At 75.3% G+C, this 22,522-nt stretch carries 24 protein-coding genes; 14 read left to right on the top strand and 10 right to left on the bottom strand.

Translation table 11 applies throughout. From position 1 onward, the window contains the following. The 4 genes from VGL20_06840 to VGL20_06825 form a co-directional block, all read right to left on the bottom strand. Positions 1 to 329, bottom strand: a 329-nt coding sequence (locus VGL20_06840; GenBank protein ID HEY2703390.1) for a hypothetical protein, incomplete at its 3' end; no start/stop codon positions are given. 2 nt (positions 330 to 331) lie between these two features. Then, positions 332 to 1,270 carry a pyridoxal-phosphate dependent enzyme gene (locus VGL20_06835; protein ID HEY2703389.1) on the bottom strand — a complete coding sequence of 313 codons (939 nt, stop codon included), beginning with the start codon at positions 1,268 to 1,270 and terminating at the stop codon, positions 332 to 334. A gap of 32 nt (positions 1,271 to 1,302) precedes the next feature. Beyond that, the gene (locus VGL20_06830; GenBank protein ID HEY2703388.1) at positions 1,303 to 2,706 is read right to left on the bottom strand and encodes an ATP-binding protein; all 1,404 of its coding nucleotides are present in this window, start codon (positions 2,704 to 2,706) and stop codon (positions 1,303 to 1,305) included. Continuing rightward, a complete protein-coding gene (locus VGL20_06825) occupies positions 2,670 to 3,377 on the bottom strand; it encodes a response regulator transcription factor (protein HEY2703387.1) in 708 nt (235 codons plus the stop codon). Before VGL20_06825 ends, VGL20_06830 begins: the two co-directional genes overlap by 37 nt. A gap of 150 nt (positions 3,378 to 3,527) precedes the next feature. On the opposite strand from VGL20_06825, the gene VGL20_06820 reads away from it, so the two are divergent. The 7 genes from VGL20_06820 (at position 3,528) to VGL20_06790 (ending at position 9,682) form a co-directional block, all read left to right on the top strand. After that, positions 3,528 to 3,818: a hypothetical protein gene (locus VGL20_06820; GenBank protein HEY2703386.1), complete on the top strand. Its 291-nt coding sequence runs from the start codon at positions 3,528 to 3,530 to the stop codon at positions 3,816 to 3,818. A gap of 261 nt (positions 3,819 to 4,079) precedes the next feature. Next, a complete protein-coding gene (locus VGL20_06815; GenBank protein HEY2703385.1) occupies positions 4,080 to 4,955 on the top strand; it encodes a xanthine dehydrogenase family protein subunit M in 876 nt (291 codons plus the stop codon). Beyond that, entirely contained in the window at positions 4,952 to 5,467 is a 516-nt protein-coding gene (locus VGL20_06810) for a (2Fe-2S)-binding protein (GenBank protein ID HEY2703384.1), read from the top strand. Before VGL20_06815 ends, VGL20_06810 begins: the two co-directional genes overlap by 4 nt. 5 nt (positions 5,468 to 5,472) lie before the next feature. Further along, a complete protein-coding gene (locus VGL20_06805; GenBank protein ID HEY2703383.1) occupies positions 5,473 to 7,821 on the top strand; it encodes an aerobic carbon-monoxide dehydrogenase large subunit in 2,349 nt (782 codons plus the stop codon). Positions 7,822 to 7,839: 18 nt separating this feature from the next. Further along, complete coding sequence (locus VGL20_06800) at positions 7,840 to 8,814, top strand: XdhC family protein (GenBank protein HEY2703382.1); 975 nt, start codon at positions 7,840 to 7,842, stop codon at positions 8,812 to 8,814. Beyond that, a complete protein-coding gene (locus VGL20_06795; GenBank protein HEY2703381.1) occupies positions 8,811 to 9,281 on the top strand; it encodes an SRPBCC family protein in 471 nt (156 codons plus the stop codon). The genes VGL20_06800 and VGL20_06795 overlap by 4 nt, the downstream gene beginning before the upstream one ends. 113 nt (positions 9,282 to 9,394) lie before the next feature. Continuing rightward, positions 9,395 to 9,682, top strand: a complete 288-nt coding sequence (locus VGL20_06790) for a hypothetical protein (GenBank protein HEY2703380.1) — start codon at positions 9,395 to 9,397, stop codon at positions 9,680 to 9,682. Between the two features lie 54 nt (positions 9,683 to 9,736). Here the strand turns inward: VGL20_06790 and VGL20_06785 are convergent, their stop codons facing one another. After that, positions 9,737 to 10,681, bottom strand: a complete 945-nt coding sequence (locus VGL20_06785; protein ID HEY2703379.1) for an SOS response-associated peptidase family protein — start codon at positions 10,679 to 10,681, stop codon at positions 9,737 to 9,739. A 92-nt stretch (positions 10,682 to 10,773) separates the two neighbouring features. Between VGL20_06785 and VGL20_06780 the strand changes: the two genes are divergently transcribed. Genes VGL20_06780 through VGL20_06765 form a run of 4 tightly spaced genes read left to right on the top strand, consistent with a single transcriptional unit; the run spans position 10,774 to position 14,547 of the window. Further along, entirely contained in the window at positions 10,774 to 11,565 is a 792-nt protein-coding gene (locus VGL20_06780; protein ID HEY2703378.1) for an exodeoxyribonuclease III, read from the top strand. Between the two features lie 41 nt (positions 11,566 to 11,606). Next, entirely contained in the window at positions 11,607 to 12,779 is a 1,173-nt protein-coding gene (locus VGL20_06775; protein ID HEY2703377.1) for a serine hydrolase domain-containing protein, read from the top strand. 39 nt (positions 12,780 to 12,818) lie between these two features. After that, positions 12,819 to 13,772: a plastocyanin/azurin family copper-binding protein gene (locus VGL20_06770; protein ID HEY2703376.1), complete on the top strand. Its 954-nt coding sequence runs from the start codon at positions 12,819 to 12,821 to the stop codon at positions 13,770 to 13,772. Positions 13,773 to 13,776: 4 nt separating this feature from the next. After that, entirely contained in the window at positions 13,777 to 14,547 is a 771-nt protein-coding gene (locus tag VGL20_06765; protein HEY2703375.1) for a DUF2877 domain-containing protein, read from the top strand. Here the strand turns inward: VGL20_06765 and VGL20_06760 are convergent. The 3 genes from VGL20_06760 to VGL20_06750 form a co-directional block, all read right to left on the bottom strand. Further along, a complete protein-coding gene (locus VGL20_06760) occupies positions 14,534 to 14,845 on the bottom strand; it encodes a hypothetical protein (GenBank protein HEY2703374.1) in 312 nt (103 codons plus the stop codon). The two genes, VGL20_06765 and VGL20_06760, sit on opposite strands and share 14 nt — an antisense overlap. 148 nt (positions 14,846 to 14,993) lie before the next feature. Next, complete coding sequence (locus VGL20_06755; GenBank protein ID HEY2703373.1) at positions 14,994 to 15,734, bottom strand: enoyl-CoA hydratase/isomerase family protein; 741 nt, start codon at positions 15,732 to 15,734, stop codon at positions 14,994 to 14,996. Further along, positions 15,731 to 16,258, bottom strand: a complete 528-nt coding sequence (locus VGL20_06750) for an OsmC family protein (protein HEY2703372.1) — start codon at positions 16,256 to 16,258, stop codon at positions 15,731 to 15,733. The genes VGL20_06755 and VGL20_06750 overlap by 4 nt, the downstream gene beginning before the upstream one ends. Before the next feature lie 105 nt (positions 16,259 to 16,363). Between VGL20_06750 and VGL20_06745 the strand changes: the two genes are divergently transcribed. Further along, a complete protein-coding gene (locus tag VGL20_06745; protein HEY2703371.1) occupies positions 16,364 to 16,660 on the top strand; it encodes a hypothetical protein in 297 nt (98 codons plus the stop codon). Positions 16,661 to 16,666: 6 nt separating this feature from the next. Here VGL20_06745 and VGL20_06740 read toward each other — a convergent pair whose 3' ends face one another. Both VGL20_06740 and VGL20_06735 read right to left on the bottom strand, forming a co-directional pair. Continuing rightward, on the bottom strand, positions 16,667 to 18,190 hold the full coding sequence (locus VGL20_06740; GenBank protein ID HEY2703370.1) for a DUF2156 domain-containing protein: 1,524 nt from the start codon (positions 18,188 to 18,190) through the stop codon (positions 16,667 to 16,669). A gap of 12 nt (positions 18,191 to 18,202) precedes the next feature. Further along, the gene (locus VGL20_06735; GenBank protein HEY2703369.1) at positions 18,203 to 19,876 is read right to left on the bottom strand and encodes an alpha/beta hydrolase-fold protein; all 1,674 of its coding nucleotides are present in this window, start codon (positions 19,874 to 19,876) and stop codon (positions 18,203 to 18,205) included. Between the two features lie 278 nt (positions 19,877 to 20,154). Between VGL20_06735 and VGL20_06730 the strand changes: the two genes are divergently transcribed. Then, positions 20,155 to 21,516: a S53 family peptidase gene (locus tag VGL20_06730; protein ID HEY2703368.1), complete on the top strand. Its 1,362-nt coding sequence runs from the start codon at positions 20,155 to 20,157 to the stop codon at positions 21,514 to 21,516. A gap of 103 nt (positions 21,517 to 21,619) precedes the next feature. Then, the gene (locus VGL20_06725) at positions 21,620 to 22,507 is read left to right on the top strand and encodes an SDR family oxidoreductase (protein HEY2703367.1); all 888 of its coding nucleotides are present in this window, start codon (positions 21,620 to 21,622) and stop codon (positions 22,505 to 22,507) included. Positions 22,508 to 22,522 lie beyond the last annotated feature (15 nt).

Raw genomic sequence — 22,522 nt, 5'->3', positions numbered from 1 at the left:
TGGCCGGACTGCTCGAGGATCCCCCGGGCCCGGCGACCGGCCTCGTCGAGCAGGGTGCGGACCCGGGCGCTCGCCTCCCGCAGCGCCTCGGGGGCGGCCTGCCGCTGCGCCTCCCGGGCATCGGATGCGGCGGCGAGCAGGTCGCGCACCAGGTCCGGCGCCCCGGCCGCGAGCTGGTCCACCACCCAGGCGCCGAGCGAGGGCTTGCGCAGCCCGGCGACGGCCGTGGCGGCCTCGCGGTCGCCGTCGCCGCGGAGCCGGCGGGCGAGCTCGGTGCGCGCCCCGACGAACTCGTCGAGGGGCCCGCGGTACAGCTCCGAGCCCTGCATCCTCAGACCCTCCCCAGCACCAGCCGGGCGTGCTCCTCGGGGGCGATGTTGCGCCCGGTGACCACGCAGACGGTGGCCCCGCCCCCGGTGGTGGACGCCCCCCGGAGCGCCGCGGCCACCGCCAGGGCGCCGGTGGGCTCGACCACCAGCCCGGCGGTGGCGAGGGCCCGGACCGCGTCGACCACCTCGGGGTCGGTGACCGCCACGACCTCGTCGACCAGCGCCGCGACCAGCGGAAAGGTCAGCTCCCCCGGGGTGGTGTTCCGAGCGCCGTCGCAGATCGTCCTCGGCGCCGGTACGGTCACCCGCCGCCCCGCCCGGAGCGAGCGCACCGTGTCGTCGCCGTCCTCGGGCTCGACGCCGACGATGCGCACCCGCGCCCCCCGGGTGTCGCGCAGCGCGACCGCGACCCCGGACAGCAGCCCGCCGCCGCCGAGGGGCACGATCACGGTGGCGGCGTCGCCGGCCTGCTCGGCGATCTCCAGGCCGCAGGTCCCCTGGCCGGCGATCACCAGCGGATGGTCGTAGGCGGGGATCAGGGTGAGGCCTCGCGCCTCGGCCACCGCCAGCGCCGCGGCGTTGCGCGCCTCGGTCTCGGGCGGGCTGATCACCACCTCGGCGCCCAACCGGGCCACCTCCTCGCGCTTGTATGCGGTCGCGTTCGCGGGCATGACCACCACCGCGGGGATGCCCGCCGCCGCCGCCGCCGCCGCCACCGCCATCCCGTGGTTGCCGCTGCTGGCGGTGACCACGCCGGCGGGCCGGAGGGCGAGGACGGCGTTGGTGGCGCCGCGGATCTTGAAGGCGCCGATGCCCTGCAGGCTCTCGCACTTCACCCACAGCCCGAGGCGGTCGAGGGCGACCACGGGGGTGCGATGGACCCGTCCGGTGAGCCGGCGGGCCGCGTCGCGGACGTCGGCGGCGGTGACGGCGAGATCCATGCCCCGCCGGTTGTACCCGACCCGGGCGGTGCTCAGAGGCGGGCAGCCCGGGGCAGGCGCACCCGGAAGCGAGCACCGGGCCCGCCGTCGGGGTCGAGCGCGATCGATCCGCCGTGGAGTCCGGCGATCGCCCGGCTCAGGGCCAACCCCAGGCCGGCGCCGCCGGTGGCCCGGCCGCGCGCGGTGTCGCCCCGGGCGAACCGCTCGAAGAGGGTGGCGCGCAGCTCCGCGGGCACGCCCGGGCCGCCGTCCGAGACGGTGACCTCCCACATGTCGCCGCGGACCACGCCGACCCGCACCCGGCCGCCGTCGGGGCTGTGACGCACCGCGTTGTCGACGAGGTTGTCGAGCAGCCGCCGGAGCAGCAGGGGGTCGCCGGGGAGGGCGCCCTCCTGGTGGACCTCCGCGGTCACCTCGATGCCGCGCCGGCCGGCGAGCGGCCGCCAGCGCTCCGCGGTCTCCTCGACCAGGTCGCCGATGTCGACCTCCTCGACGGTGGGCTGGAGCGCCCCGGCGTCGGCCCGGGCGAGCAGCAGCAGCTGGTCGGCGAGGGCGGCGAGCCGCTCCACCTCGGCGAGCGCGATCCGCTGGCTGGCCTCGTACTCCTCGGGCGTGCGCACCCGGGCGAGCGACACCTCGAGCTCGGCGCGGAGCAGGGCGAGGGGAGCGCGGAGCTCGTGGGCGGCGTCGGCGGTGAACTGCTGGAGGGTGGTGAACGCGGTGTCGAGGCGAGCCAGCATCCCGTTGAAGGTCGCGGCCAGCTCGCCGAGCTCGTCGGCGGGCAGGTCGAGGGTGATTCGCCGCTGCAGGTCGTGCTCGCTGAGATCCCGTGCCGTGGCCGCGATCTGGCGCACCGGTCGCAGCGCCCGGCCGGCGAGCAGCCAGGCGAGGCTGGCCACCACCGCGGTGAGCAGGACGACGCCGCCGCAGAGGAGCAGCGCGAGGACGAGCAGGGTGTCGCGGAGCTCCTGGACGGGCCGGCTGACGGCGACCACCCCGGCGACGGTGCCGCCGGCGTCGACGGGCACGGCCAGCACCCGTTCGGCGCGGCCGGCGTCGACGATGGTGGTGAAGACCGACGCCCGCGTCCGCACCGCGGCGGCGGCCGCCGGGGCCACGGCGGCGGCGCCGGGCGGGGCCCCGGACCGGTCCAGCACCCTGCCGTGCACGTCCTCGAGGAGCGCGCCCACGGCGATGCCCTCGGGGGTCTCCCCGGGGAGGGCCTCGCCCCCCTGGAAGCTCAGCCTGCCGTTGGCGTCCTGCAGGGCGGAGAGCAGCGTCTGCGCCTGGCTCGACAGGCTGGTGTCGACGGCCTGGTACTCGACGTGGGCGAAGCCGAGCCAGAGACCCGTGGCCGCGATCGCGGCCACGGCCAGGAACGCGCCGGCGACCGCGAGGGTCAGACGGACGCGGGTTCGTCGGAGGAGGTCGCGCACGGGCGTGGTTCGAAGCGGTAGCCGGAGCCCCGGACGGTGGTGAACGGATCCTCCGCGCCGGCGTCGGTCAGCTTGCGGCGGATGCGGGCGATGTACGCCTCCACCAGGTTGGAGCCGCCGGAGAAGTCGTAGCTCCACACGTGCTCCTCGACCTGGGTCCGGGTGAGCAGCCGGCCGGGGTTGTGCATGAAGTGCTCGAGCACCGCGAGCTCCTTCCTCCGCAGCTCCACCGGACGGCCGCCGACGGTCACCGTCCGCGCCGCCGTGTCGAGGCGGATGCCTCCGCTCTCGATCACCGCGGTGCGGTCGGCGAGGTGGCGGCGCCCCAGCGCGCGCAGCCGCGCCAGCAGCTCGCCGAAGGCGAAGGGCTTGACCAGGTAGTCGTCGGCGCCCGCCTCCAGCCCGCGGATGCGGTCGGACACCGCGTCGCGCCCGGTCAGCATCAGCAGCGGGGTCCGCACCCGGCGGCGGCGGAGCTCGGTGCAGACCGCGAAGCCGTCGCGCCCGGGAAGCATCACGTCGAGGACGATCAGGTCGAACGGGGTCGCGGCGGTGGCGGCGGCGGCCTCGTCCCCGGTGCCGGCCAGGTCCACGCTGAAGCCGGCCTCCTCGAGGCCCCGGCGCAGGGTCGAGGCCAGCCGGAGGTCGTCCTCGACCACGAGCACTCGCATGCCGCCATCGTGCCCCCGGAACCTGACCGGAGTCTGACGTCCGGTCGGTGGCCTCCGGTCAGGGCCCGGTCAGGTCACCGGCCGATGCTGGGCACAGGGCAGCCGGCCGACCGGCCAGGGCTGCGAGATCGATCACCGGAGGCTCCGTCCATGTCGCTTCTCCCACGGGTCCGCCCGCTCCTCCTCGGCGCCGCCGGCGCCCTCGTCGCCGCCGGCATCGGCGGCTACGCGATCGCGGCCCATGGCCCCGCGTCGGCCACGACCACCACCACCATCCACGCGGTGAAGGCCGCGGCCACCGTCCCGGCGCCGGCCACCGCCGCCGAGGGGCCCGAGCAGCCCGACCCGGCCGGCGAGGGGGCCGCGCCGGACGGCCCCGGCGGTCACGCCGACAACCCCTCCGACCCCGCCGCCGACCACCAGGCCACCGGTTCCGAGTAACCCCGGCACCCTTCCCATCCCGCGGGGATCGGGCGGGCCGCCGTGGCCCGTCCGCTCCCCCACTCCGGGTCCCACCTCATCCGATCGGTGGCGGGCGTGTACCCGATCGGGTGGCCTCGCGCCGCCGGTTTTCATACGCCGGGCGCACCAGATTCATCCGACTCGGTGGTGACGGGTGGGCGCCGGAGGAGGACCCTTCTCCAGGCGCGGGGCTGCCATCGTGGGCCCCGCCACCGCCCGTGGAGGAGGTAGCGCCCAGCCATGTTCCCACCAGCCTTCGAGTACGCCGTCCCGCAGACGCTGAACGAGGCCCTCGCGGTGGTCGCCCAGCGCGGCGACGAGGCCAGGCCGCTCGCCGGCGGGCAGAGCCTCATCCCCCTCCTGAAGCTGCGGCTGGCCTCGCCGGCGCTGCTGGTCGACCTCGGCAACCTCTCCGAGCTCACCTACGTGGAGGAAAACGCGATGTGGCTGGCGGTCGGAGCGCTGGTCCGCCACAGCGTCCTCGGCGCGGCGCAGGTGATCCGCGCCCGCTACCCCACGATGGCGGCGGCGGCGCCACAGATCGCCGACCCGCTGATCCGCAACATGGGCACCCTCGGCGGCTCGCTCGCCCACGCCGACCCCGCCGGTGACTGGGGCTCGGTGATGCTCGCCCTCGACGCCGGCGTGGTCGCCCTGAGCCGCGGCGGCGAGCGGGTCATCCCCATCGCCGACTTCTTCCAGGGCCCCTTCACCACCGCGCTCGATGCCACCGAGGTGCTGACCCAGGTGCGGGTGCCGCGGCCGCGGGGCCGGGTGGGCGGCACCTACCTCAAGCTCGAGCGGAAGGTCGGCGACTTCGCCACCGTCGGGGTGGCGGTGCAGGTGGAGATGAGCAACGGGACGATCGGCAGCGCCGGCATCGGCCTCACCGCGGTGGGCCCTCAGAACATCAAGGCCACCGCCGCAGAGGCGGTGCTGCAGGGCGCACGGCCCACCGAGGACGTGATCGCAGAGGCGGCGCGGCTGGCGGCGGCGGCGAGCGAGCCGCGGACCGACGTCCGGGGCAGCGCGGAGTACAAGCGCGACGTGGTGCGGGTCTTCGTCCAGCGCGGGCTGCGGGCCGCGATCCGGCAGGCACAGGAGGTTGGGGCGTGAAGGTCACGGTCACCGTCAACGGCGCCGAGCGCAGCGCCGACTGCGAGGCGCGCACCCTGCTCGTCGACTTCATCCGCACCCGGCTGGGGATGACCGGCACCCACGTCGGCTGTGACACCAGCAGCTGCGGCGCCTGCACGGTGCTGCTCGACGGCCGCCCGGTGAAGTCCTGCACTGTGCTCGCGCCGATGGCCGAGGGCCGGGCGATCACCACGGTCGAGGGCCTCGCTCAGGGCGGCAGGCTCAGCGCGGTGCAGGACGGCTTCCACCAGGAGCACGGGCTCCAGTGCGGCTTCTGCACCCCGGGGATGATGTTGGTGGCGACCGCGCTGCTCGAGCAGAATCCGAATCCCACCGACGACGAGATCCGCTGGGCGATCAGCGGCAACATCTGCCGCTGCACCGGCTACATGAACATCGTCAAGGCGGTGCTGCACGCCGCCGCGGCCCAGCGGGCGGCGGCGGCCGCACCGGCACCCGCCGAGCTCGTGGCAGCGGGGGCCAGGACATGAGCGCGATGGCGGTCGGCCCGGTCGGCGGCGTCGGCGAGAGCATCAAGCGCAAGGAGGACGCCAAGTTCCTCCAGGGACGCGGCCAGTACGTCGACGACCTGGTGCTGCCGGGGATGCTCCACATGGCGATCCTGCGCAGCCCGTACGCGCATGCCCGGATCAGGGGTGTCGACACCGCCGCGGCGTCGGCGGTGCCCGGGGTGGTGGCGGTGGTCACCGGCGAGCTGATGGCCCAGCACAACCTCGCCTGGATGCCGACCCTGAGCGGCGACACCGAGGCGGTGCTGGCCACCGACAAGGTGCGCTTCCAGGGGCAGGAGGTGGCCGCGGTCATCGCCGAGAGCCGCTACATCGCCGAGGACGCGGTCCAGCTCATCGAGGTCGACTATGAGCCGCTGCAGGCGGTGACCAGCCCGCAGCAGGCGCGCGAGCCGGGGGCGCCGCTGATCCGCGACGAGAAGGAGGGGCAGACCGACAACCAGTGCTACCACTGGGAGTCGGGGGACAGGGAGGCGACCGACGCCGCCTTCGCCCGGGCCGCGAAGGTGGTGGAGCTGTCCACCCACTACCCGCGCTGCCACCCGGCGCCGCTGGAGACCTGCGGGATCGTCGCCGACGTCGACTCGGTGACCGGGCAGGCGACCCTGCACATCACCAGCCAGGCGCCCCACGCCCACCGCACCCTCTTCGCGCTGGTGGCGGGGCTGCCCGAGCACAAGATCCGGATCATCACCCGCGACATCGGCGGCGGCTTCGGCAACAAGGTGCCGATCTACCCCGGCTACGTGGTGGCGACGGCGGCGTCGCTGCTGATCGGCCGGCCGGTGAAGTGGGTGGAGGACCGCTACGAGAACCTGATCTCCACCGGCTTCGCCCGCGACTACCACATGACCGGGCAGATGGCCCTCGACACCGGCGGCAGGATGATCGGGCTGCGGGTCAGCCTGCTCAGCGACAACGGGGCGTTCTTCGCCGACGCCCAGCCCACCAAGTTCCGGGCCGGGCTCTTCCACATCGTGACCGGGTCGTACGACATCCCCGCGGCGCACATCACCGCCGACGGCTACTACACCAACAAGGCGCCGGGTGGGGTGGCGTACCGCTGCTCGTTCCGGGTGACCGAGGCCTCGTACATGATCGAGCGGCTGGTGGAGAGCGCCGCGCTCGAGACCGGCACCGACCCCGCCCAGCTGCGGCTGAACAACTTCATCCCCCCGGAGGCGTTCCCCTACAGGTCCGCCACCGGATTCGTCTACGACAGCGGCGACTACCCCACGGCGATGAAGCTCGCCCTGGAGATGCTCGGCTACGACGAGCTGCGCAGGGAGCAGGCGGAGAAGCGGGCCCGGGGCGAGCTGATGGGCATCGGCGTGGCCAGCTTCACCGAGGTGGTGGGCGCGGGCAAGGGCGCCGAGTACGACATCGCCGGGCTGCGGATGTTCGACAGCGCCGAGCTGCGGGTGCACCCCACCGGCAAGGCGGTGCTGAAGCTCGGGGTGCAGACCCAGGGCCAGGGGCACATGACCACCTTCGCGCAGATCGTCTGCGAGGAGCTGGGCATCCCCGCCGCCGACGTCGAGGTGCAGGAGGGCGACACCGACCACACCCCGTACGGGCTGGGCACGTACGCGTCGCGGTCGACGCCGGTGGGCGGCGCGGCCACGGCGATGGTGTCGCGCAAGCTGCGGGCCAAGGCGCGGCAGCTGGCGGCGCACCTGCTCGAGGCGGCGGAGGAGGACATCGAGTTCGACCACGGGCGCTTCTTCGTGAAGGGCTCGCCGGATCAGGCGAAGACGATCCAGGACTGCGCCTTCGCGGCCTACACCAACCTCCCCGAGGGGATGGAGGCGGGGCTGGAGGGCGTCGTCTACTACGACCCGCCGAACATGACCTACCCGTACGGCACCTACCTGGTGGTGGTCGACATCGACAGCGGCACCGGCGAGGTGAAGGTGCGGCGGATGGTGGCGGTGGACGACTGCGGGGTGCGGATCAACCCGATGATCGTCGAGGGCCAGATCCACGGCGGCCTCACCGAGGGCTTCGGGATCGCCTTCATGGAGCTGATCACCTTCGACGACGACGGCAACTGCATCGGCTCCAGCTTCATGGACTACCTGCTGCCGACCGCGTGGGAGACGCCGAGGTTCGAGCTCGGCGAGACGGTGACACCGTCGCCCCACCACCCGATCGGCGCCAAGGGCGTCGGCGAGTCGGCCACGGTCGGCTCCCCCGCCGCCTACGTCAACGCGGTCATCGACGGTCTCGCCCACCTCGGCGTCCGCAACATCGACATGCCGGTCACCTCCGACAAGGTGTGGAAGGCGCTCCGCGACGCCGGCGTGACCGAGTGACGGGAGGCCGAGCGGATCATGGTCGATGTCCTCGATCTCGCCCACCGGATCCGGCGCCAGGGTGAGCCCCTGGTGCTCGCCACCGTGGTGCGGCGGCGCTCGCCCAGCTCGGGGAAGCCCGGCTGCTCCGCGGTGATCGACGCGCGGGGCGTCCTCCACGGCTGGGTGGGGGGCGCCTGCTCCGGCCCGGCGGTGGTGCGTGAGGCGCTCCGCGCCCTCCGCGAGGGAACGCCCCGGCTCGTCGTCCTCGGCACCATGCCCGGCGCCCCGGAGGAGGCGGCGGACGACGGGCTGGTGGCGCTGCCGATGACCTGCCGGAGCGAGGGCGCCCTGGAGGTCTTCCTCGAGCCCATCCTCCCCCGCCCGCTGCTCGCCGTGGTGGGGCGCTCGCCGGCGGTCGAGGCGCTGGCGGGCATGGCCGGTGCGCTCGGCTGGAACACGGTGACCGTCGACCCGGAGCCCGACGAGGGCCGGCCCGTGACCGGCGGCGACCTCGCCGGGGCCGGGGTCACCGAGGGCTCCTACATCGTGGTCGCCACCCAGGGTCACGACGACGAGGACTGGCTGGAGTGGGCGCTGTCGACCGGCGCCGCCTACGTCGGCCTGGTGGCCTCCCGCCGCCGCGCCGAGAGCGTCCTCGAGGGGCTGCGCGGCCGGGGGGTGGCCGAGGCGTCGCTGGCCCGGGTGCGCGCCCCCGCCGGGCTCGACCTGGGCCGGATCGCCCATCCCGAGATCGCGGTCGCCATCCTCGCCGAGCTGGTGCAGCGGCGCGCCGCGGCCGCCCCGGCGGCGGAGATCCCGCCGCCGGCGGAGCGCGCCGAGGCCGTCGACCCGATCTGCGGGATGACCGTCGACGTGGCCACCGGCCGGCATCGGGCGACCGTCGAGGGCGTCGAGTACTGGTTCTGCGCGGCCGGCTGTCGCACCCGCTTCCTCGCCGACCCGGCACGTCACGTCCCCACGCCGCTCACCCTCTCCAAGGAGACCCGATGAGGATCAGCAGCTCCTTCTCCGTCGACGCTGCCCCCGACCAGGTCTTCGCGTACCTGCTCGATGTCAGCCAGGTGGTCGGCTGCGTGCCCGGCGCGGAGCTGGCCGAGGTGGTCGACTCCCAGACCTTCCGCGGCAGCCTGAAGATCAAGGTGGGCGCGGTCCAGGTCGCCTACCGGGGCACCGCCAGCATCAGGGAGGTGGCCGAGGACGACACCTCGGCGACCGTGACCATCGAGGGCGAGGGCCGCGAGATCGGCGGCCAGGGCTCGGTGCGCGCCGGGCTCGTGCTCACCGTGGCGGCGACCCCCGGGGGCGGCACGGAGGTGCGGCTGGAGACCGATCTCACCGTGACCGGCCGCATCGCCCAGTTCGGTCGCGGGGCCATCGAGGACGTCTCCGCCCGCCTGATCGACCAGATGGGCCGGTGCATCGGCGCCCGCCTCCAGGCGGCCCCGGCGGCGAGCTGACCGGAGGCTCCACAGGCAATTAAGCAACCGTGCATGGATCGGAGGTCTCGGGCGTTAACCGAGTGGCGCCACCACGAGAGGGCGCCGCTCGCCAGGGAAGGGATCGAAGAATGATGACTGTCCGACGCATGGTTGCCACCGGCCTCGCCTCCGCGGGCCTTCTCGGTGGAGCGCTGACCGGCGTGGCCGGCGCGTCCGCCGCGGTGTCGCACGGCACCCACTGCGTGCCCAGCGCGACCAAGACCTGCACGCCGAAGCCGAAGCCGACCCACGTGCCCAAGCCGAAGCCGACCCACGTGCCCAAGCCCAAGCCCACCCACGTGCCCAAGCCGAAGGTGAGCGGGACCCCGCACTCCTCCCACACCCACACCCCCAAGCCCACGGCCAAGCCGACCCCGTAGCGCGGGAACCGGCGAGCCCGCAGCTCGGTCAGGGGCCGCCCTCGGGGGCGGCCCCTACCCGGCGCCGGCGGGCAGCACGCTCAGCTCCGCGAACGACCGCGGCCGGGCGAGGATGGCGGCGAGACGGCCGGCGTCGAGCCCGCCATCGAGCCACTCGCTTTCCTCGTCGGGCTCGAGGATCAGCGGCATCCGCTGGCCGCGGCGGCCGAACCTGCTGTCGGCGGCCACGGTCAGCACGGCGACGCCACCGGCGTCCTCGATCCCGGCGAGGCTGAGCACGTCGCGGTCGCCGCGGCGGATCGCCAGCGCCGGCCGGCCGCCGCCCTGCTCCCGCCCCAGCGCCCGCACCGAGTCGGCGGGGACCACCACCCGGCGCGGTCCCACCGCGGCGGACCCGCCGAGGGCGGTCTCGGCGAGGATCTCGTCGGGCCGCCAGCGCATCTCACGCATCCCCACACCCCGCGCGGTCTGCTCCAGCCCGAGCAGCGCCTGGGTGGGCCGCACCCGCAGCCGGGGCGCGACCGGGCCGGGGTCGATGCCGAAGCGCTCGTAGAGGAACTCGCGGTCGGCGGTCTGCTCCAGCTGGAGCAGGAGCCCGGAGGGCTCCTGCGCCGGTGGCGGCGGCGACGCCGCGGCACGGCTGCCCCGGTAGCGGTCGGGGTAGCGGTAGCCGGCGTCGCCGCGGTCGCGGCGCTGCAGGGTCAGCCGCGCCCGCACCGCCTCGACGTCGACGGTCTCACCCTCGAGCCACTCGTCGCAGACCGCCTCCCAGCGGTCGGCGAAGCGGCGCATCGACTCGCGCAGGGCGAAGAGCCGCTGCGACACCTCGGGGGTCCAGTGGTCGATGAGCTCGCGGATCTCCGCGCGCTGGGCGTCGCGGCGGAGGTAGTGCTCCCGCCGGCGCCGCGCACGCTCGGCGGCGGCCATCGGGTGGTCGGACAGCAGCCACTCGTAGAAGGCCTCGTCGCCGATCGAGCGCTGCTCCAGGGGGGGATCCACGGGCGTGGTCGGGGCCGTCTCCATCTTGCCGGGAGGATTCCCTCCGGGGGCGGGACCCGAAACCGCCCCGGACCACCTGCCAAGATGGGGCGGTGAGGCTGGCAACCTGGAACGTCAACTCCATCGCGGCGCGTCTTCCCCGGCTGCTGGAGTGGCTGGAGCAGACCGCGCCGCACGTGGTCTGCCTCCAGGAGACCAAGTGCGCCGACGCCGAGTTCCCCCTCGCCGAGATCGAGGCGCTGGGCTACGAGGTGGCGTCGCACGGCCTGGGTCGCTGGAACGGCGTGGCGCTGCTCTCGCGGGTGGGGCTGGAGGAGGTCACAGCCGGGCTGCCCGGGGCGCCGCCGACCACCCCGCCCGAGGCGCGCGCCATCGGCGGCACCTGCGCCGGCGTCCGGGTATGGTCCGTCTACGTCCCCAACGGCCGCGAGGTCGGCCATCCCCAGTACGTCTACAAGCTCGAGTGGCTGCGCGCCCTCCGGGACACCGTCGCCGCCGAGCTCGACGCCGATCGCGAGCTGGTGGTGTGCGGCGACTTCAACGTCGCCCCGACCGACGCCGACGTCTGGGACCCGGCGGCCTTCGCCGCCTCCACCCACGTCACCGCTCCGGAGCGCGACGCGCTCGCCGAGCTGCGCGCCCTCGGGCTCCAGGACGTCGTGCCCCGTCCGATGAAATACGACCGCCCCTTCACCTACTGGGACTACCGCGCCGGGATGTTCCACAAGAACCAGGGGATGCGCATCGACCTGGTCTACGCCAGCCCCACGCTCGCCGCCGCCGTCGCCGACGCATACGTCGACCGGGACGCTCGCAAGGGCAAGGGACCCTCCGACCACGCTCCCGTGGTCGTGGATCTGCACGACCCGCCACCGCCGGGCTAGCCTTCCACCGTGGTGTGGGACCGGGATGAGGGGGTGAACAGGTGTTCACAGGTTCGGCGATCGACGGACTCCTGGAGCAGGGCTGCGCGAGCGGCGCCGTCCCCGGCGTGGTGGCGTTCGTGGTGGGGCGCGACGGCATCCTCTACGAGGGCGCCGCGGGCCGGCTGAGCGTGGGCGGCGAGGCGCCCGCGGGCACCGACACGGTGATCCGGATCGCCTCGATGACCAAGGCGATGACCACCGTGGCGGCGCTCCAGCTGGTCGAACAGGGCCGGCTCGACCTCGACGGGACGGTCGCCTCGCTGCTGCCCGCCTTCGGGGAGCTGCAGGTGCTCACCGGCTTCGACGGCGACACCCCGATGCTGCGGCGACCGGCCCGGCAGGCCACCGTCCGCGAGCTGATGAACCACACCGCAGGCAACGCCTACTGGTTCCTCCACGAGGGGATGCGGCGCTACCACGAGGTCACCGGGACGCCCGACGTGCTGACCGGGATGCGGGCGGCGCTGAGCGCGCCGCTGGTCGACGACCCCGGCGCCCGCTGGGAGTACGGCATCAACACCGACTGGCTGGGACAGGTGATCGAGGCCGTGAGCGGCCTGCCCCTCGACGCGTACTTCGCCGAGAACATCTTCGCGCCGCTGGGGCTCACCGACACGACCTTCGTGCCCAGCGACGCGCAGCGGCGGCGGATGATGGCGGCACACGCCCGGACCCCCGACGGCGGCCTCGTCGAGATCCCCCTGGAGCTCCCGACCGCGCCGGAGATCTGGTCGGGCGGGCACGGGGTGCACTGCACCGCCGGCGACTACGCGCGCTTCCTCGGCGCCCTTCTCGGCGACGGTGCGCCGCTCCTCCGTCCGGAGTCGGTCGACCTCATGTTCACCGACTCGCTCGGCGGCCTCCCCCTGCCCGCGGTGATCCGCTCCGCGGTGCCCGAGCTGACCAACGACATCCCGTCGCTGCCGGTCCGGGCGGGGTGGGGGCTGGGTCTGCACCTCTTCCTCGAGGACCTGCCGGGCATGCGTGCGGCGGGCTCGGGCGACTGGGCCGGACTGCTCAACTGCTACTACTGGATCGATCGTGCCGGCGGCGTCGCCGGCGGGGTCCTGACCCAGGTGCTGCCCTTCTTCGACGCCCAGGTGGTGCAGCTGGCGGTCGGCGTGGAGCAGGCCGTCTACGCGCAGTTGAGAATGCCTGCTGCGGCGGTCTGACCGCTCGCTCCGGCGGCGATCGACTATCATCCCGCCGCCATGCGCATACCGAGACCAGGGACCCCCGATCGCGCCGGCCGGACCCTCGGCGGGCTGCGTGGCGCCGCGTTCGGTGCCCTGCTCCTGCTCCTCACCGGCTGCTCCTCGTCGCCCGACGAGATCAGTGCAGACACCATCCCGCCGGCCCCGGCGGTGACCCCCGACGCCTGCAGCCTGGTGCCGGTCGACGCGGTGGCGGCGGCGCTCGCCCTGCCCTCGGGCGCCGAGGTGCCGGCGGCATCGCCGGGCGCACCGACCCCGGCGCCGACCGGCACCCCCGACCCGGCGCCCCCTGGTCACTACCTGGTGACCTCGGTGGGCTCGCACCCGGCGGTGGGACAGTGCACCTACCAGTCGGGGCGCGGGCCCACGCTGGTGGTGAGCGTCTACCCCAAGGCGACCCTCACCTCGCTGGCCGACGTCACCGCCGGGCTGCAGCCGCTCGGGCCGGCGTACGTCAGCAGCAGCGGCACCGCCGGCCTGATCGCGGTCCAGGACGGGCCCGTGGTGGTCGGCATCGGCCTCAACGTGGGCGGGCTCAGCGGCGACGCCCTCGCCCGCCGGCTGGCCACGGTCGCGAGCAGGGTGACCGGGCAGCCGCTGCCGCTTCCCTCGCTCTCCGCGGCGGCGGGCGCCTCCTCCTCGAACGCGGTGCCGACCCCGCCGCCGGCCGCAGGCCAGCAGGTGACCGGCCAGACCGCGGCCCAGACCGTGCAGGAGACCGCCGGCCTCAAGTTCGACCCGGCGACGATCACCGTCAGCAGCGGCGGCGTGGTGCAGTGGACCAACGCCGGAACGGCGCCCCACAACGTCACCTTCGACGCCGACCCCGAGCTGACCTCGGGCACGATGGCGGCCGGAGACAGGTACCAGATCAAGTTCACCCGGGCCGGGCAGTACCAGTACCACTGCACCTTCCACCCGGGGATGGACGGGTCGATCACCGTCTCCTGAGCCGGTGATCGTGGAGGCGAGCACGGCGATCGCCGCGGTGCTCGCCGCGCCGGCACGGCCCGCGACCGTGCTCGGAGCCTCCGCGACCGCCGCCTACCTCGCCGTCGCCGGCGTCGACGTGATCGCCGTGGTCGGAGCCGGGTCGGTGCGCCTGCCCCTCGCCCTCGCCGTCGCCGGGGAGGTGCCCGCGGTCGGCCCACCGGGGACGGTGCGGGTGGGTGATGGCGAGGTCGACCTCGGCGGTCCGCGGCTACGACCGTCGCGGTGGTTCGACCCCCGGCCCCGGCTCGCCGGGCCGGTGGTGCCCGGGCGGCTGGCCGCCGCCGCGGCGCTGCTCGCCACCCTCCCCAGCGGGGCCACGGGCCTCGAGGCGGTCCCCGCCGCCGCGGTCGCCGCCGGCCTCGCCGGCGGGGACGCTGGCCCCGCGCTCGGCCTGCTCGGACGGGGCCCGGGGCTCACCCCCGCCGGCGACGACGTCATCGCCGGTGCCCTCGCCGCCCTCGCGCTCCTCGGCGCCCCGGACCCGGGGGCGGTGGGCGCGGTGCTCGAGGCCGCGGCGGGGGCGACCACCCTGCTCTCGGCCGCGCTGCTGCGCTGCGCGGCGCGTGGCCAGGTGCCGCCTCAGGCGGCGGGGCTGCTCCGTGCCCTCTGCGGCGGCGGCGCGTTGGGGGCCGCGCTCGAGGCGCTGCTCGCCGTCGGCGGCACCTCCGGGGCGGCGCTCGCCCAGGGGATCTGCGCCGGGGCGAGGGTGGCGGCGGCGATCACCCGGGGATGAGGGCCGGGGGCTGTAGCCGCTCCGGTCGCCGGCTGAGCGGGCGCATGTGGGCCTCCTGGAGGAGCAGCACGACCTCGATGGCGTCGACCACGGCCATGCCCGCGGAGAGCATCGAGGTGGCCTCGGAGAGGATCGCGGCGGCGTGCTCGTCGACCACGGTCCGGTCGCGCTCCATCGCGGTCTCGAGGACGTCGAGGCAGCGGTCCAGGCGGAGCAGCCGGCGGCGCCGCTCGGCGCGCTCGGCGGCGGTCTCGGCGCGCGGGCCGGGGAGCGGGGCAGGCGGGGCTGGGGCGTCCATCATTCACCTCCTGGCGGGTCGGATCCCCCCATCCTCGGCACTCGCGTCATGGATGGCGATGAAGTCTGGTGAAGACCTGTGAGCAAGGCGCCCCTGCTGGCGAACCCGGCCTCGACGGCCTGGTGGTGGGCGCCGCACCGGGCGGCGCTCAGGCGCTGCGGCGGTCGAGCTTCTCGAGGAAACGGCGCATCGCAGCGAGGACCTCGGGGGAGTGCCAGAACTCCCCCACCCGCTCGTCGTCGGCGGCGCCCGCGGCGATGCGCTCGCGGGCCGGCCGGTGCAGCTGCTCCTTGGTCGCCGCGTACACCCCGGCGGGGATGCGGGCGAGCTCGCCGGCGCGGCGCACGGCCTCGTCGAGCAGCGCTCCGGGAGCCACCACGTGGTGCACCAGGCCGCACTCCCGCGCCGCGTCGGGCTCGAGGAGCCGGCCGGTCAGCACCATCTCGTCGACCGCCGTGCCCGCGGCGTGCCGCATGATCTCGAGCGGCGCGGCGGGGAAGGGCACCCCGACGAGCAGCTCGGTGACGCCGATCCTGCCCCCGGACATCAGCCGGAGGTCGCAGGCGACGGCGAGCACGCATCCGCCGGCGATGGCGTGCCCGTTGATCGCCGCCACCACCGGGCGGGGATGGTCGAACAGGGCGAGGGCGGCGTCGCTGATCGCGGGGATGAGCTCGGTCGCGTACCCCGGGCCGCCGTCGAGCACGCGACGCAGGTCGACTCCCGCGGAGAAGACCTCGCCCCGCCCGGTGAGCACCACCGCGGCGGCGGAGGAGAGGTCGCGGATGGTCGTGGTGGCGGCGTGGAGCAGCTCGACGTCGAGGGCGTTCACGCGGCCGTGCTCGAGGTGGACCACGGCGACGCCGTCGCGGTGCTCCACGCGGATCATCCGCTCTCTCCCGGCGGCGGGCCGCCGGCGAGGCCCGCGCTGACCCGCACCCCGCCGGCGATCGTCTGGTAGACGACGCAGTAGCGCTCGGTGAGGCGCAGCAGCGTCGCCACCTGCTCCGGCGAGGCGTCGGTGTCGAGGTCGAAGAGCAGCCGCACCGCGCTGAACCCGACCGGGGCCTGCCTGTCGATGCCGAGCGTCCCCCGGAAGTCGAGGTCGCCCTCGGCACGGACCGTCCCGGTCACCCGCAGCTCCATGGTGGTGGCCACCGACCGGAGGGTGACCCCGGCGCAGGCCACCAGCGCCTGGAGCAGCATGTCACCGGAGCAGGCCTGCAGCCCGTCGCCGCCGGTGGCGGGATGCAGCCCCGCCTCGACCAGCGCCCTGCCGGTGGCCACCGAGCAGGCGATCTCCTCGGGGTCGAGGTCGCCCTCGGCGCGGAGGGTGACCAGGCCCGCGCCGGGCGTGTCACGCAGGCGCGCCTTGATCGGCGCCTGCACGGCCTGCAGCTGCTCCCTGTTCATCGGCCACCGATGGTAAGCCGGAGGCCCCGCCGCAGGTTCGGGAGTGCGCCGGACGTAGGAACAGGGACGCGGACCGGGTGCGGCCCGCCAGCAGGGGAGAGGGTCATGCGCATCGTCACCATCGCCGCCGCCGCGGGGGTCGCCGTGCTCGGCGGCACCGCCGCCGTCCACACCGGCCACGCCGGCACCGCCCATCACAGCCACGGCGCCCACGGCAAGAGCAGCAGCCACAACGGCGCCTCCGGGACGGGCTCGTCCGGCGGTGGCCTCGGCGCCGGCCAGGGCGTGGGTCAGGGCAACGGCCTCGGCAACGGCCTCGGTGCCACCCAGGGCCTGAGCAGCCTCCTGCAGGGCGGGAGCGTGCTGCAGAACGTCAGCATCCTGCAGAACCTGCTCCCCTAGCGAGGGCTATTCGCGGCCCTGCCAGTGCACCGCGGCGAGGGCGGCGAGCACCCGCGGCGCCGCCAGGCTGCCGGGAAAGGCGACGTCGCGATCGACCCAGGTGGGCGCGAACTTGCTCTTGAAGCGCGCCAGCGAGTCGTAGCGATAGCCGCCGGCGCCGTGCCGGTAGAGGCCGGCGCGGACGCGGTGCGCGACCACGCCGTCGGGCGCGGTGCCGGCGGCGTCGCGCATCGGCACCGAGCCGAGCGAGGCGGTGCGCACGCCCCGGCGTCGCGCCTCCTCGAGGGTCTCGGCAAGACACAGGTCCATGGCCCCGGGGGGCGCCTGGGGGCTGCGACGGACCAGGTCGAGGGCGATGCCGTCGGCGCCGAGGGGGAGCCAGGAGCTGAAGGCCTGGATGCAGCCCCGGGGGTCGCGGACCACCGTGAGCCAGGCGCGGGCGTCGACGGTGTCGTCGAGGCGGCCGAGCGAGAACCCCAGCTCGCGCTGGCCGTGCCGCTCCAGCCAGGAGCGGGAGACCTCGTCGAGCTCGCGCTGCAGCAGCGGCTTCGCGGTCGCCCAGGGGAGCACCGCCGCGGACAGCCCGGCGCGGCGGGCGCGGCCGACCTCGCGGCGCAGGTTCGCCCGCTCCGGGCACGCGAGGGTGAAGCCGTCGAGGTCGACGATCGCCTCCTCGCCGAACTTGACCAGCCGCAGCCCGGCGGCGCGGTAGGTGGCACGCAGCGCCGGTGACGACTGGTAGAAACAGGGATCCCATCCCTGCCGCTCGCACAGGGCGAGGAACTCGGAGACGGCGAGCGCCTGCCCGGCGGGCTCGGCCAGCGGATCGCCCGCGGTCACCGCCACCCGGGCGGCGACCCGGAACCCCACCAGCGCACCGGAGTCGAGCTCGACCACCTGCTTGTCGGGACCGGCGGCGAACGCGGAGATGTGGCTGCGGCCGTGGGCGTGCTGGGCGTCCTCGACGGCACCGCGCGCCGGGGTGCGCAGGCGCGGGCGCCGGGGGCGGTGGCGGATCGCCCCGGCCACCGCGACGCCGCCGACCAGGAACGGCAGCGGCACCGGTCCCGCCTGGGTGCGGGCACCGAGCACGGCGAGGGCGAGCTGGGCGGCGGCGCCGGCGAGCACCAGTCCCCGGCCCGCGGTCACCGCCGCGCAGGGGCGCCGGATCGACGGTGCGAAGAGCACCAGCACGGTCACCGCCACCGCGCTGGCGCCGACCGCGTACCAGGGGTGCACCGGGTTCACGACCAGGGCGGTGAGCGAGCCGGTGAGCACGCCGGCGCCGAGCCACCAGGTGTCGGGACGGCCCAGGCCGATGCCGACGGCGAGGCCGAGCACGCCCAGCGAGATGGGGATCACCGCCTCGGGCTCGAGCTGCGACTCGCCGACCAGCCAGGAGGACGCGGGATGGGCCAGGACCAGGCTCGACCAGGCCAGCAGCAGTGCCGCCGCGGCGAGCAGCCGGACGCTGATCGGCGGCGGGGCGTGACGCGCCGCGAGCAGGCGCAGCCCGCCCTCAGCGGCCATCGGGGTCCGGGCTCACGGAGCGCCCGCCGGCACCGGTGACGAGGGCGCCGATGCGGCGGGGGAGGGCGAGGCGCTCGCTGACGGGCTCGGCGTCGCCGCGGGGGGGACGCCGGGGGCGACACCCCAGAGCGTCCCCAGCCAGCGCAGGCTGTCCACCATCTCGGCGCGCCACGCCTCCCAGCCGTGGCCGCCGCCCACCACCTCGCTGCGCAGCGCCGTCCAGCCCATCCCCTGGAGCTGGGCGACGAACCGGTGGTTGGCGTCGGTGTACTCGCGGTCGGTGTCGCCGACGCCGATGAAGAGCGGCATCCGCTGGTCGGCGGCGAGCTTCGCCGCGGTCTGGTCGGGGCTGTTGGCCGCCGCCAGGCCGCCGAAGATGTCGGGCCGCGCGGTGAAGTACCCGGAGTAGCTCCCCGCCCAGCGAAACAGGTCGGGGTGGTGGATGGCGATGTTCACGGCGCCGAACCCGCCCGCGCTCAGACCGGCGACGCCCCGGTAGCGGGCGCCGAGGGTGCGGTAGCGGGCGTCGACCTCAGGGAGCACCAGCGAGGTCAGCCAGCGCTCGACGTGGTCACCGCGGGCGTCGTCGCCCCACTCCGCGTCGTTGAGGGCCTGGCCGTTCCCGTCCGGCTGGACGGCGATCACCGGCGGCATCTCGCCGGATGCGATCAGCTGGTCGAGCACCCCCGGGAGCTGTGCTCCCGAGCCGGTCCACTGGCCGGCGTTGCCGGGATAGCCGTGGAGGAAGTAGAGCACCGGGAAGGCCCGGCCCGGGCTGGTGTCGTACGCCGCGGGGACGTAGACGCTCACCTGCCGTCCGCCGATCCAGAGGGTGTCGATGTTGCTGACCCCCGCCCGGTGCTGGGCTGGCGCCGCCGGCGTCCGGGCCGGCCCGCGGCGCACCAGCGCCGGCACCGACGATACGCGACGCGACGCGCCCGCGGACGAATCGCCCGGGGTCGGGGTGGGGTCGGGGACGGCGGGGCCGAGCAACGGCGGCGGCGTCGCGGGAGTCACCCGCGAGGCGCCGTCCTGCCCGACCACCGCGGGCTGCGAGTAGCCGTAGAGGGCGCTCACCGGGCCGTCCTGGAGGGCCACCGCGCCCGCACCGGCGCCCAGGTAGACGAGCACACCCGCCACCGGCAGCGCGGCGCGGGCGGCGTTGCGGCGGCGGACCAGCCGGAACAGCACGGTGAGGTCACGCCGCGCCAGCACCCCACCGGCGGCGCCCAGGCTGATCGCCAGCCCCGCGAGCAGGAGCATGCCGAGCGGCTGCACGAACCAGCCGGACAGGGTGAGGTGGGCGGCGAGCCCCGGGGTGGTGGTCACCCGGGTGCCCCGGACCAGGAAGGGTCCGATCTCCACGGCGACGAAGGCGAGCGCCGCACCGGCGCGGGGAGCACCGCTGCGCCCCGAGGCCAGCGCGGCCACCGCGGCGGCGGTGGAGGTGATCAGCAGCGCGGCGATGAGTGCGCCACGCTCCTCGTCCATGCCCAGGCCCACCGCCCAGTTCTGCAGCGCGGCGCCGCCGGCGGCCCAGGCGAGCACGCCCACGGCGAGGCTGGCGAGGGCGAGGGCGCCGGACAGCGCCCGCGGGCGGCGGAGCAGCGACCGGAGCGCGCGGGAGAGGTGTTCCACGGCGCCCGCATGCTCCCAGTCGTGGACCATCGACACCTGCGCAGTCACCGAATCGACGACGACCGGCTACGGTTCCGTCACCGGCGGGGGCGTCTCCGCATCGTCACCCCCTGCCCACCGCGGCACCCCGGTCACCCTCACCGCGGCCGGCCGCGGGCGCGCGCGCCGCAAATCGCCTGGCAATCGTGGCGATTGCGGATTGGCGTGCGGATCGACGCGGTCGTGGCGTCCCCGGGTCCCGGCCGTTCCAGGGCGACCGATCCCGCCAGGTGTGCATATCATCCTGACACCGCGCTGAATGCGTCGAACGGAGGAAGGGGATGGGTGTGAGACCAGGTGCGTGCGCCGTCGGGGGGGTGGGGCTCCTCGCGGTGGCGTCGGCGATGTGTGCCGGCGGCGCGCGGCTTCCGGTCCCGGTCCCGGCGGTCGCCGGGCAGGTGCTGCCCGCCACGCTGGCGGCGCCGCCGGACACCGCGCAGTGCCGCACGCTGCTGAGGGTCGCCTGCTACCAGCCCGCCCAGATGCGGCGCGCATATCACCTCGACCCGCTGCTCGAGCGCGGGCTCGACGGACACGGCCGCACCATCGCCATCGTCGACGCCTTCGGAGCGCCGGACCTGGCCGGCGACCTCCACCGCTTCGACGCCGCCTTCGGCCTGCCCGACCCCGAGCTCAGCGTCATCCACCCGGCGGGCGCGCCGCCCGCCTTCGATCCGCACCGGGCCGAGATGATCCTCTGGGCGCTGGAGACCACCCTCGACGTGGAGTGGGCCCACGCGATGGCGCCGGGGGCGCGCATCCTCGTGGTGGCGACGCCGACCGCGGAGACCGAGGGGCTCTCCGGCTTCCCCGACATCATCCGCGCCGAGCAGTACGTGGTCGATCACCACCTCGCCGACGTCATCTCGCAGAGCTTCGGCTCGGCGGAGCAGACCTTCCCCTCGGCGCAGGCGCTGACCGCGCTGCGCTCCGCGTACATCGCCGCCGCCGGCCACGATGTCACCGTGCTCGCCGCCACCGGCGACACCGGCTCGACGCTGAAGCTGCTGAGCTCGGCGTGCTGCTTCCCCACCCCGGTGGTGGCCTGGCCCGCCTCCGACCCGCTGGTCACCGCGGTGGGCGGCACCCGCCTCCAGCTCGACGCCACCGGCAGGCGGATCGCCCCGGACACGGTCTGGAACGATGGCGCGGGCGGCGCCGGCGGCGGAGGGCTGTCGGCGATCTTCGACCGTCCCGAGTACCAGGACCGGGTCCGCGCCGTGGTCGGGGACCGGCGCGGGATCCCGGACGTCAGCCTCACCGCCGCGCTGAGCGGCGCCGCCGACCTCTACCTCACCCTGCCCTCGGCGAGCGGACCGGTGGGCGGGTGGAGCCTGGCCGGGGGCACCAGCCTGGCGACGCCGATGTTCGCGGGCATCGTCGCCATCGCCGACCAGGCGGCGGGGCACCGGCTCGGTGCGCTCAACGACCGGCTCTACCGGCTCGCGCCCCACGACGACGGCGGCATCGTCGACGTCGCCGGCGGCACCAACGCGGTCAGCCTCTGCCTGAGCGGGTGCGCCGGGCCCACGCCGGTGCTCCTGCCCATCCCCGGCTACACCGCGACCCGGGGGTACGATCTCGCGAGCGGCCTCGGCACCGTCGACGCCGAGACCCTGGTCGACGCCCTCCGCCACCGGGACGGATAGCGGGGGAGCGGGGGAGAGGCGCCGCCCGACGACCGCCCCTCCCTCGACCCCCGATCATCGTCCCGCGGCCGCCGCACCCCCGGTGGCACCTGGAGGACCGACCATGACCGACGTTCCCACCGTCCTCATCACCGGCGCCTCCTCCGGGATCGGCGCCGCCTGCGCCCGCCGTCTCGACGCCGCCGGGTGGCGGGTGTTCGCCGGGGTGCGGCGCCAGGCCGACGCCGGCGACCTGGTCGCGGGCTGCTCGTCCCGGCTGACCCCGCTGCTGCTCGACGTGACCGACGCCGACTCGATCCGGGCGGCGGCGGCGACCGTCTCCGCCGCGGTCGGCGCCGCCGGGCTGCACGGCCTGGTCAACAACGCCGGGGTGAGCGGCGGCGACCCGGTCGAGTTCGCCGACCTCGACGCGGTGCGCGCGATGCTCGAGGTCAACCTGGTCGGCCCGATGGCGGTGACCCAGGCCCTGCTCCCGCGGGTGCGCAACGCCCAGGGCCGGATCGTCTGCATCGGCTCGATCGGCGGCCGCTATGCGGTGCCCTTCCTCTCCACCTACTCGGCGTCGAAGGCGGGGCTGGCGGCGTTCTGCGACAGCCTCCGCGTCGAGGTCGCCCCCTGGGGGATCAGGGTGGTGCTGATCGAGCCGGGCGCGGTCGCCACCACGATCTGGAGCAAGGGCAGGGCCACCCTGGACCGGCGCCGGTCCACCCTCCCGGCGGCGGCGACGGCGCTGTACGGCGGCGCCGTGGACGCGATGCGCCGGGTCACCGAGCGGGTGGAGCGCTCGGCGATGCCGCCGGACCGGGTGGCCCGGGTGGTCGAGCGGGCGCTGGCCGTCCAGCACCCCCGCACCCGGTACCTGGTCGGCGCCGACGCCCACGTGCAGGCCACGCTCCGCCGTCTGCCCGCGCCGGTCCGCGACGCGGTGCTGACCCGGGTGCTGGGGCTGCCTCGCACCCCCGCCGGCGGCGAACGGCTCACCGGCGCGTAAGCCCCGTTCCCACCG

The sequence above is a fragment of the Candidatus Dormiibacterota bacterium genome, from assembly GCA_036495095.1.
GTDB lineage: Bacteria > Chloroflexota > Dormibacteria > Aeolococcales > Aeolococcaceae > CF-96.
This window is presented reverse-complemented; position numbering and strand designations above follow the sequence as displayed.

What these genes read in the sequence shown, in the direction of transcription:
- VGL20_06740 (HEY2703370.1), bottom strand. Translation starts at nt 18,190, where the DNA reads ATGGCCGCTGAGGGCGGGCTGCGCCTGCTCGCGGCGCGTCACGCCCCG.
- VGL20_06805 (HEY2703383.1), top strand. Translation starts at nt 5,473, where the DNA reads ATGGCGGTCGGCCCGGTCGGCGGCGTCGGCGAGAGCATCAAGCGCAAG.
- VGL20_06835 (HEY2703389.1), bottom strand. Translation starts at nt 1,270, where the DNA reads ATGGATCTCGCCGTCACCGCCGCCGACGTCCGCGACGCGGCCCGCCGG.
- VGL20_06725 (HEY2703367.1), top strand. Translation starts at nt 21,620, where the DNA reads ATGACCGACGTTCCCACCGTCCTCATCACCGGCGCCTCCTCCGGGATC.
- VGL20_06770 (HEY2703376.1), top strand. Translation starts at nt 12,819, where the DNA reads ATGCGCATACCGAGACCAGGGACCCCCGATCGCGCCGGCCGGACCCTC.
- VGL20_06795 (HEY2703381.1), top strand. Translation starts at nt 8,811, where the DNA reads ATGAGGATCAGCAGCTCCTTCTCCGTCGACGCTGCCCCCGACCAGGTC.
- VGL20_06755 (HEY2703373.1), bottom strand. Translation starts at nt 15,734, where the DNA reads ATGATCCGCGTGGAGCACCGCGACGGCGTCGCCGTGGTCCACCTCGAG.
- VGL20_06800 (HEY2703382.1), top strand. Translation starts at nt 7,840, where the DNA reads ATGGTCGATGTCCTCGATCTCGCCCACCGGATCCGGCGCCAGGGTGAG.
- VGL20_06760 (HEY2703374.1), bottom strand. Translation starts at nt 14,845, where the DNA reads ATGGACGCCCCAGCCCCGCCTGCCCCGCTCCCCGGCCCGCGCGCCGAG.
- VGL20_06820 (HEY2703386.1), top strand. Translation starts at nt 3,528, where the DNA reads ATGTCGCTTCTCCCACGGGTCCGCCCGCTCCTCCTCGGCGCCGCCGGC.
- VGL20_06815 (HEY2703385.1), top strand. Translation starts at nt 4,080, where the DNA reads ATGTTCCCACCAGCCTTCGAGTACGCCGTCCCGCAGACGCTGAACGAG.
- VGL20_06825 (HEY2703387.1), bottom strand. Translation starts at nt 3,377, where the DNA reads ATGCGAGTGCTCGTGGTCGAGGACGACCTCCGGCTGGCCTCGACCCTG.
- VGL20_06750 (HEY2703372.1), bottom strand. Translation starts at nt 16,258, where the DNA reads ATGAACAGGGAGCAGCTGCAGGCCGTGCAGGCGCCGATCAAGGCGCGC.
- VGL20_06745 (HEY2703371.1), top strand. Translation starts at nt 16,364, where the DNA reads ATGCGCATCGTCACCATCGCCGCCGCCGCGGGGGTCGCCGTGCTCGGC.
- VGL20_06790 (HEY2703380.1), top strand. Translation starts at nt 9,395, where the DNA reads ATGACTGTCCGACGCATGGTTGCCACCGGCCTCGCCTCCGCGGGCCTT.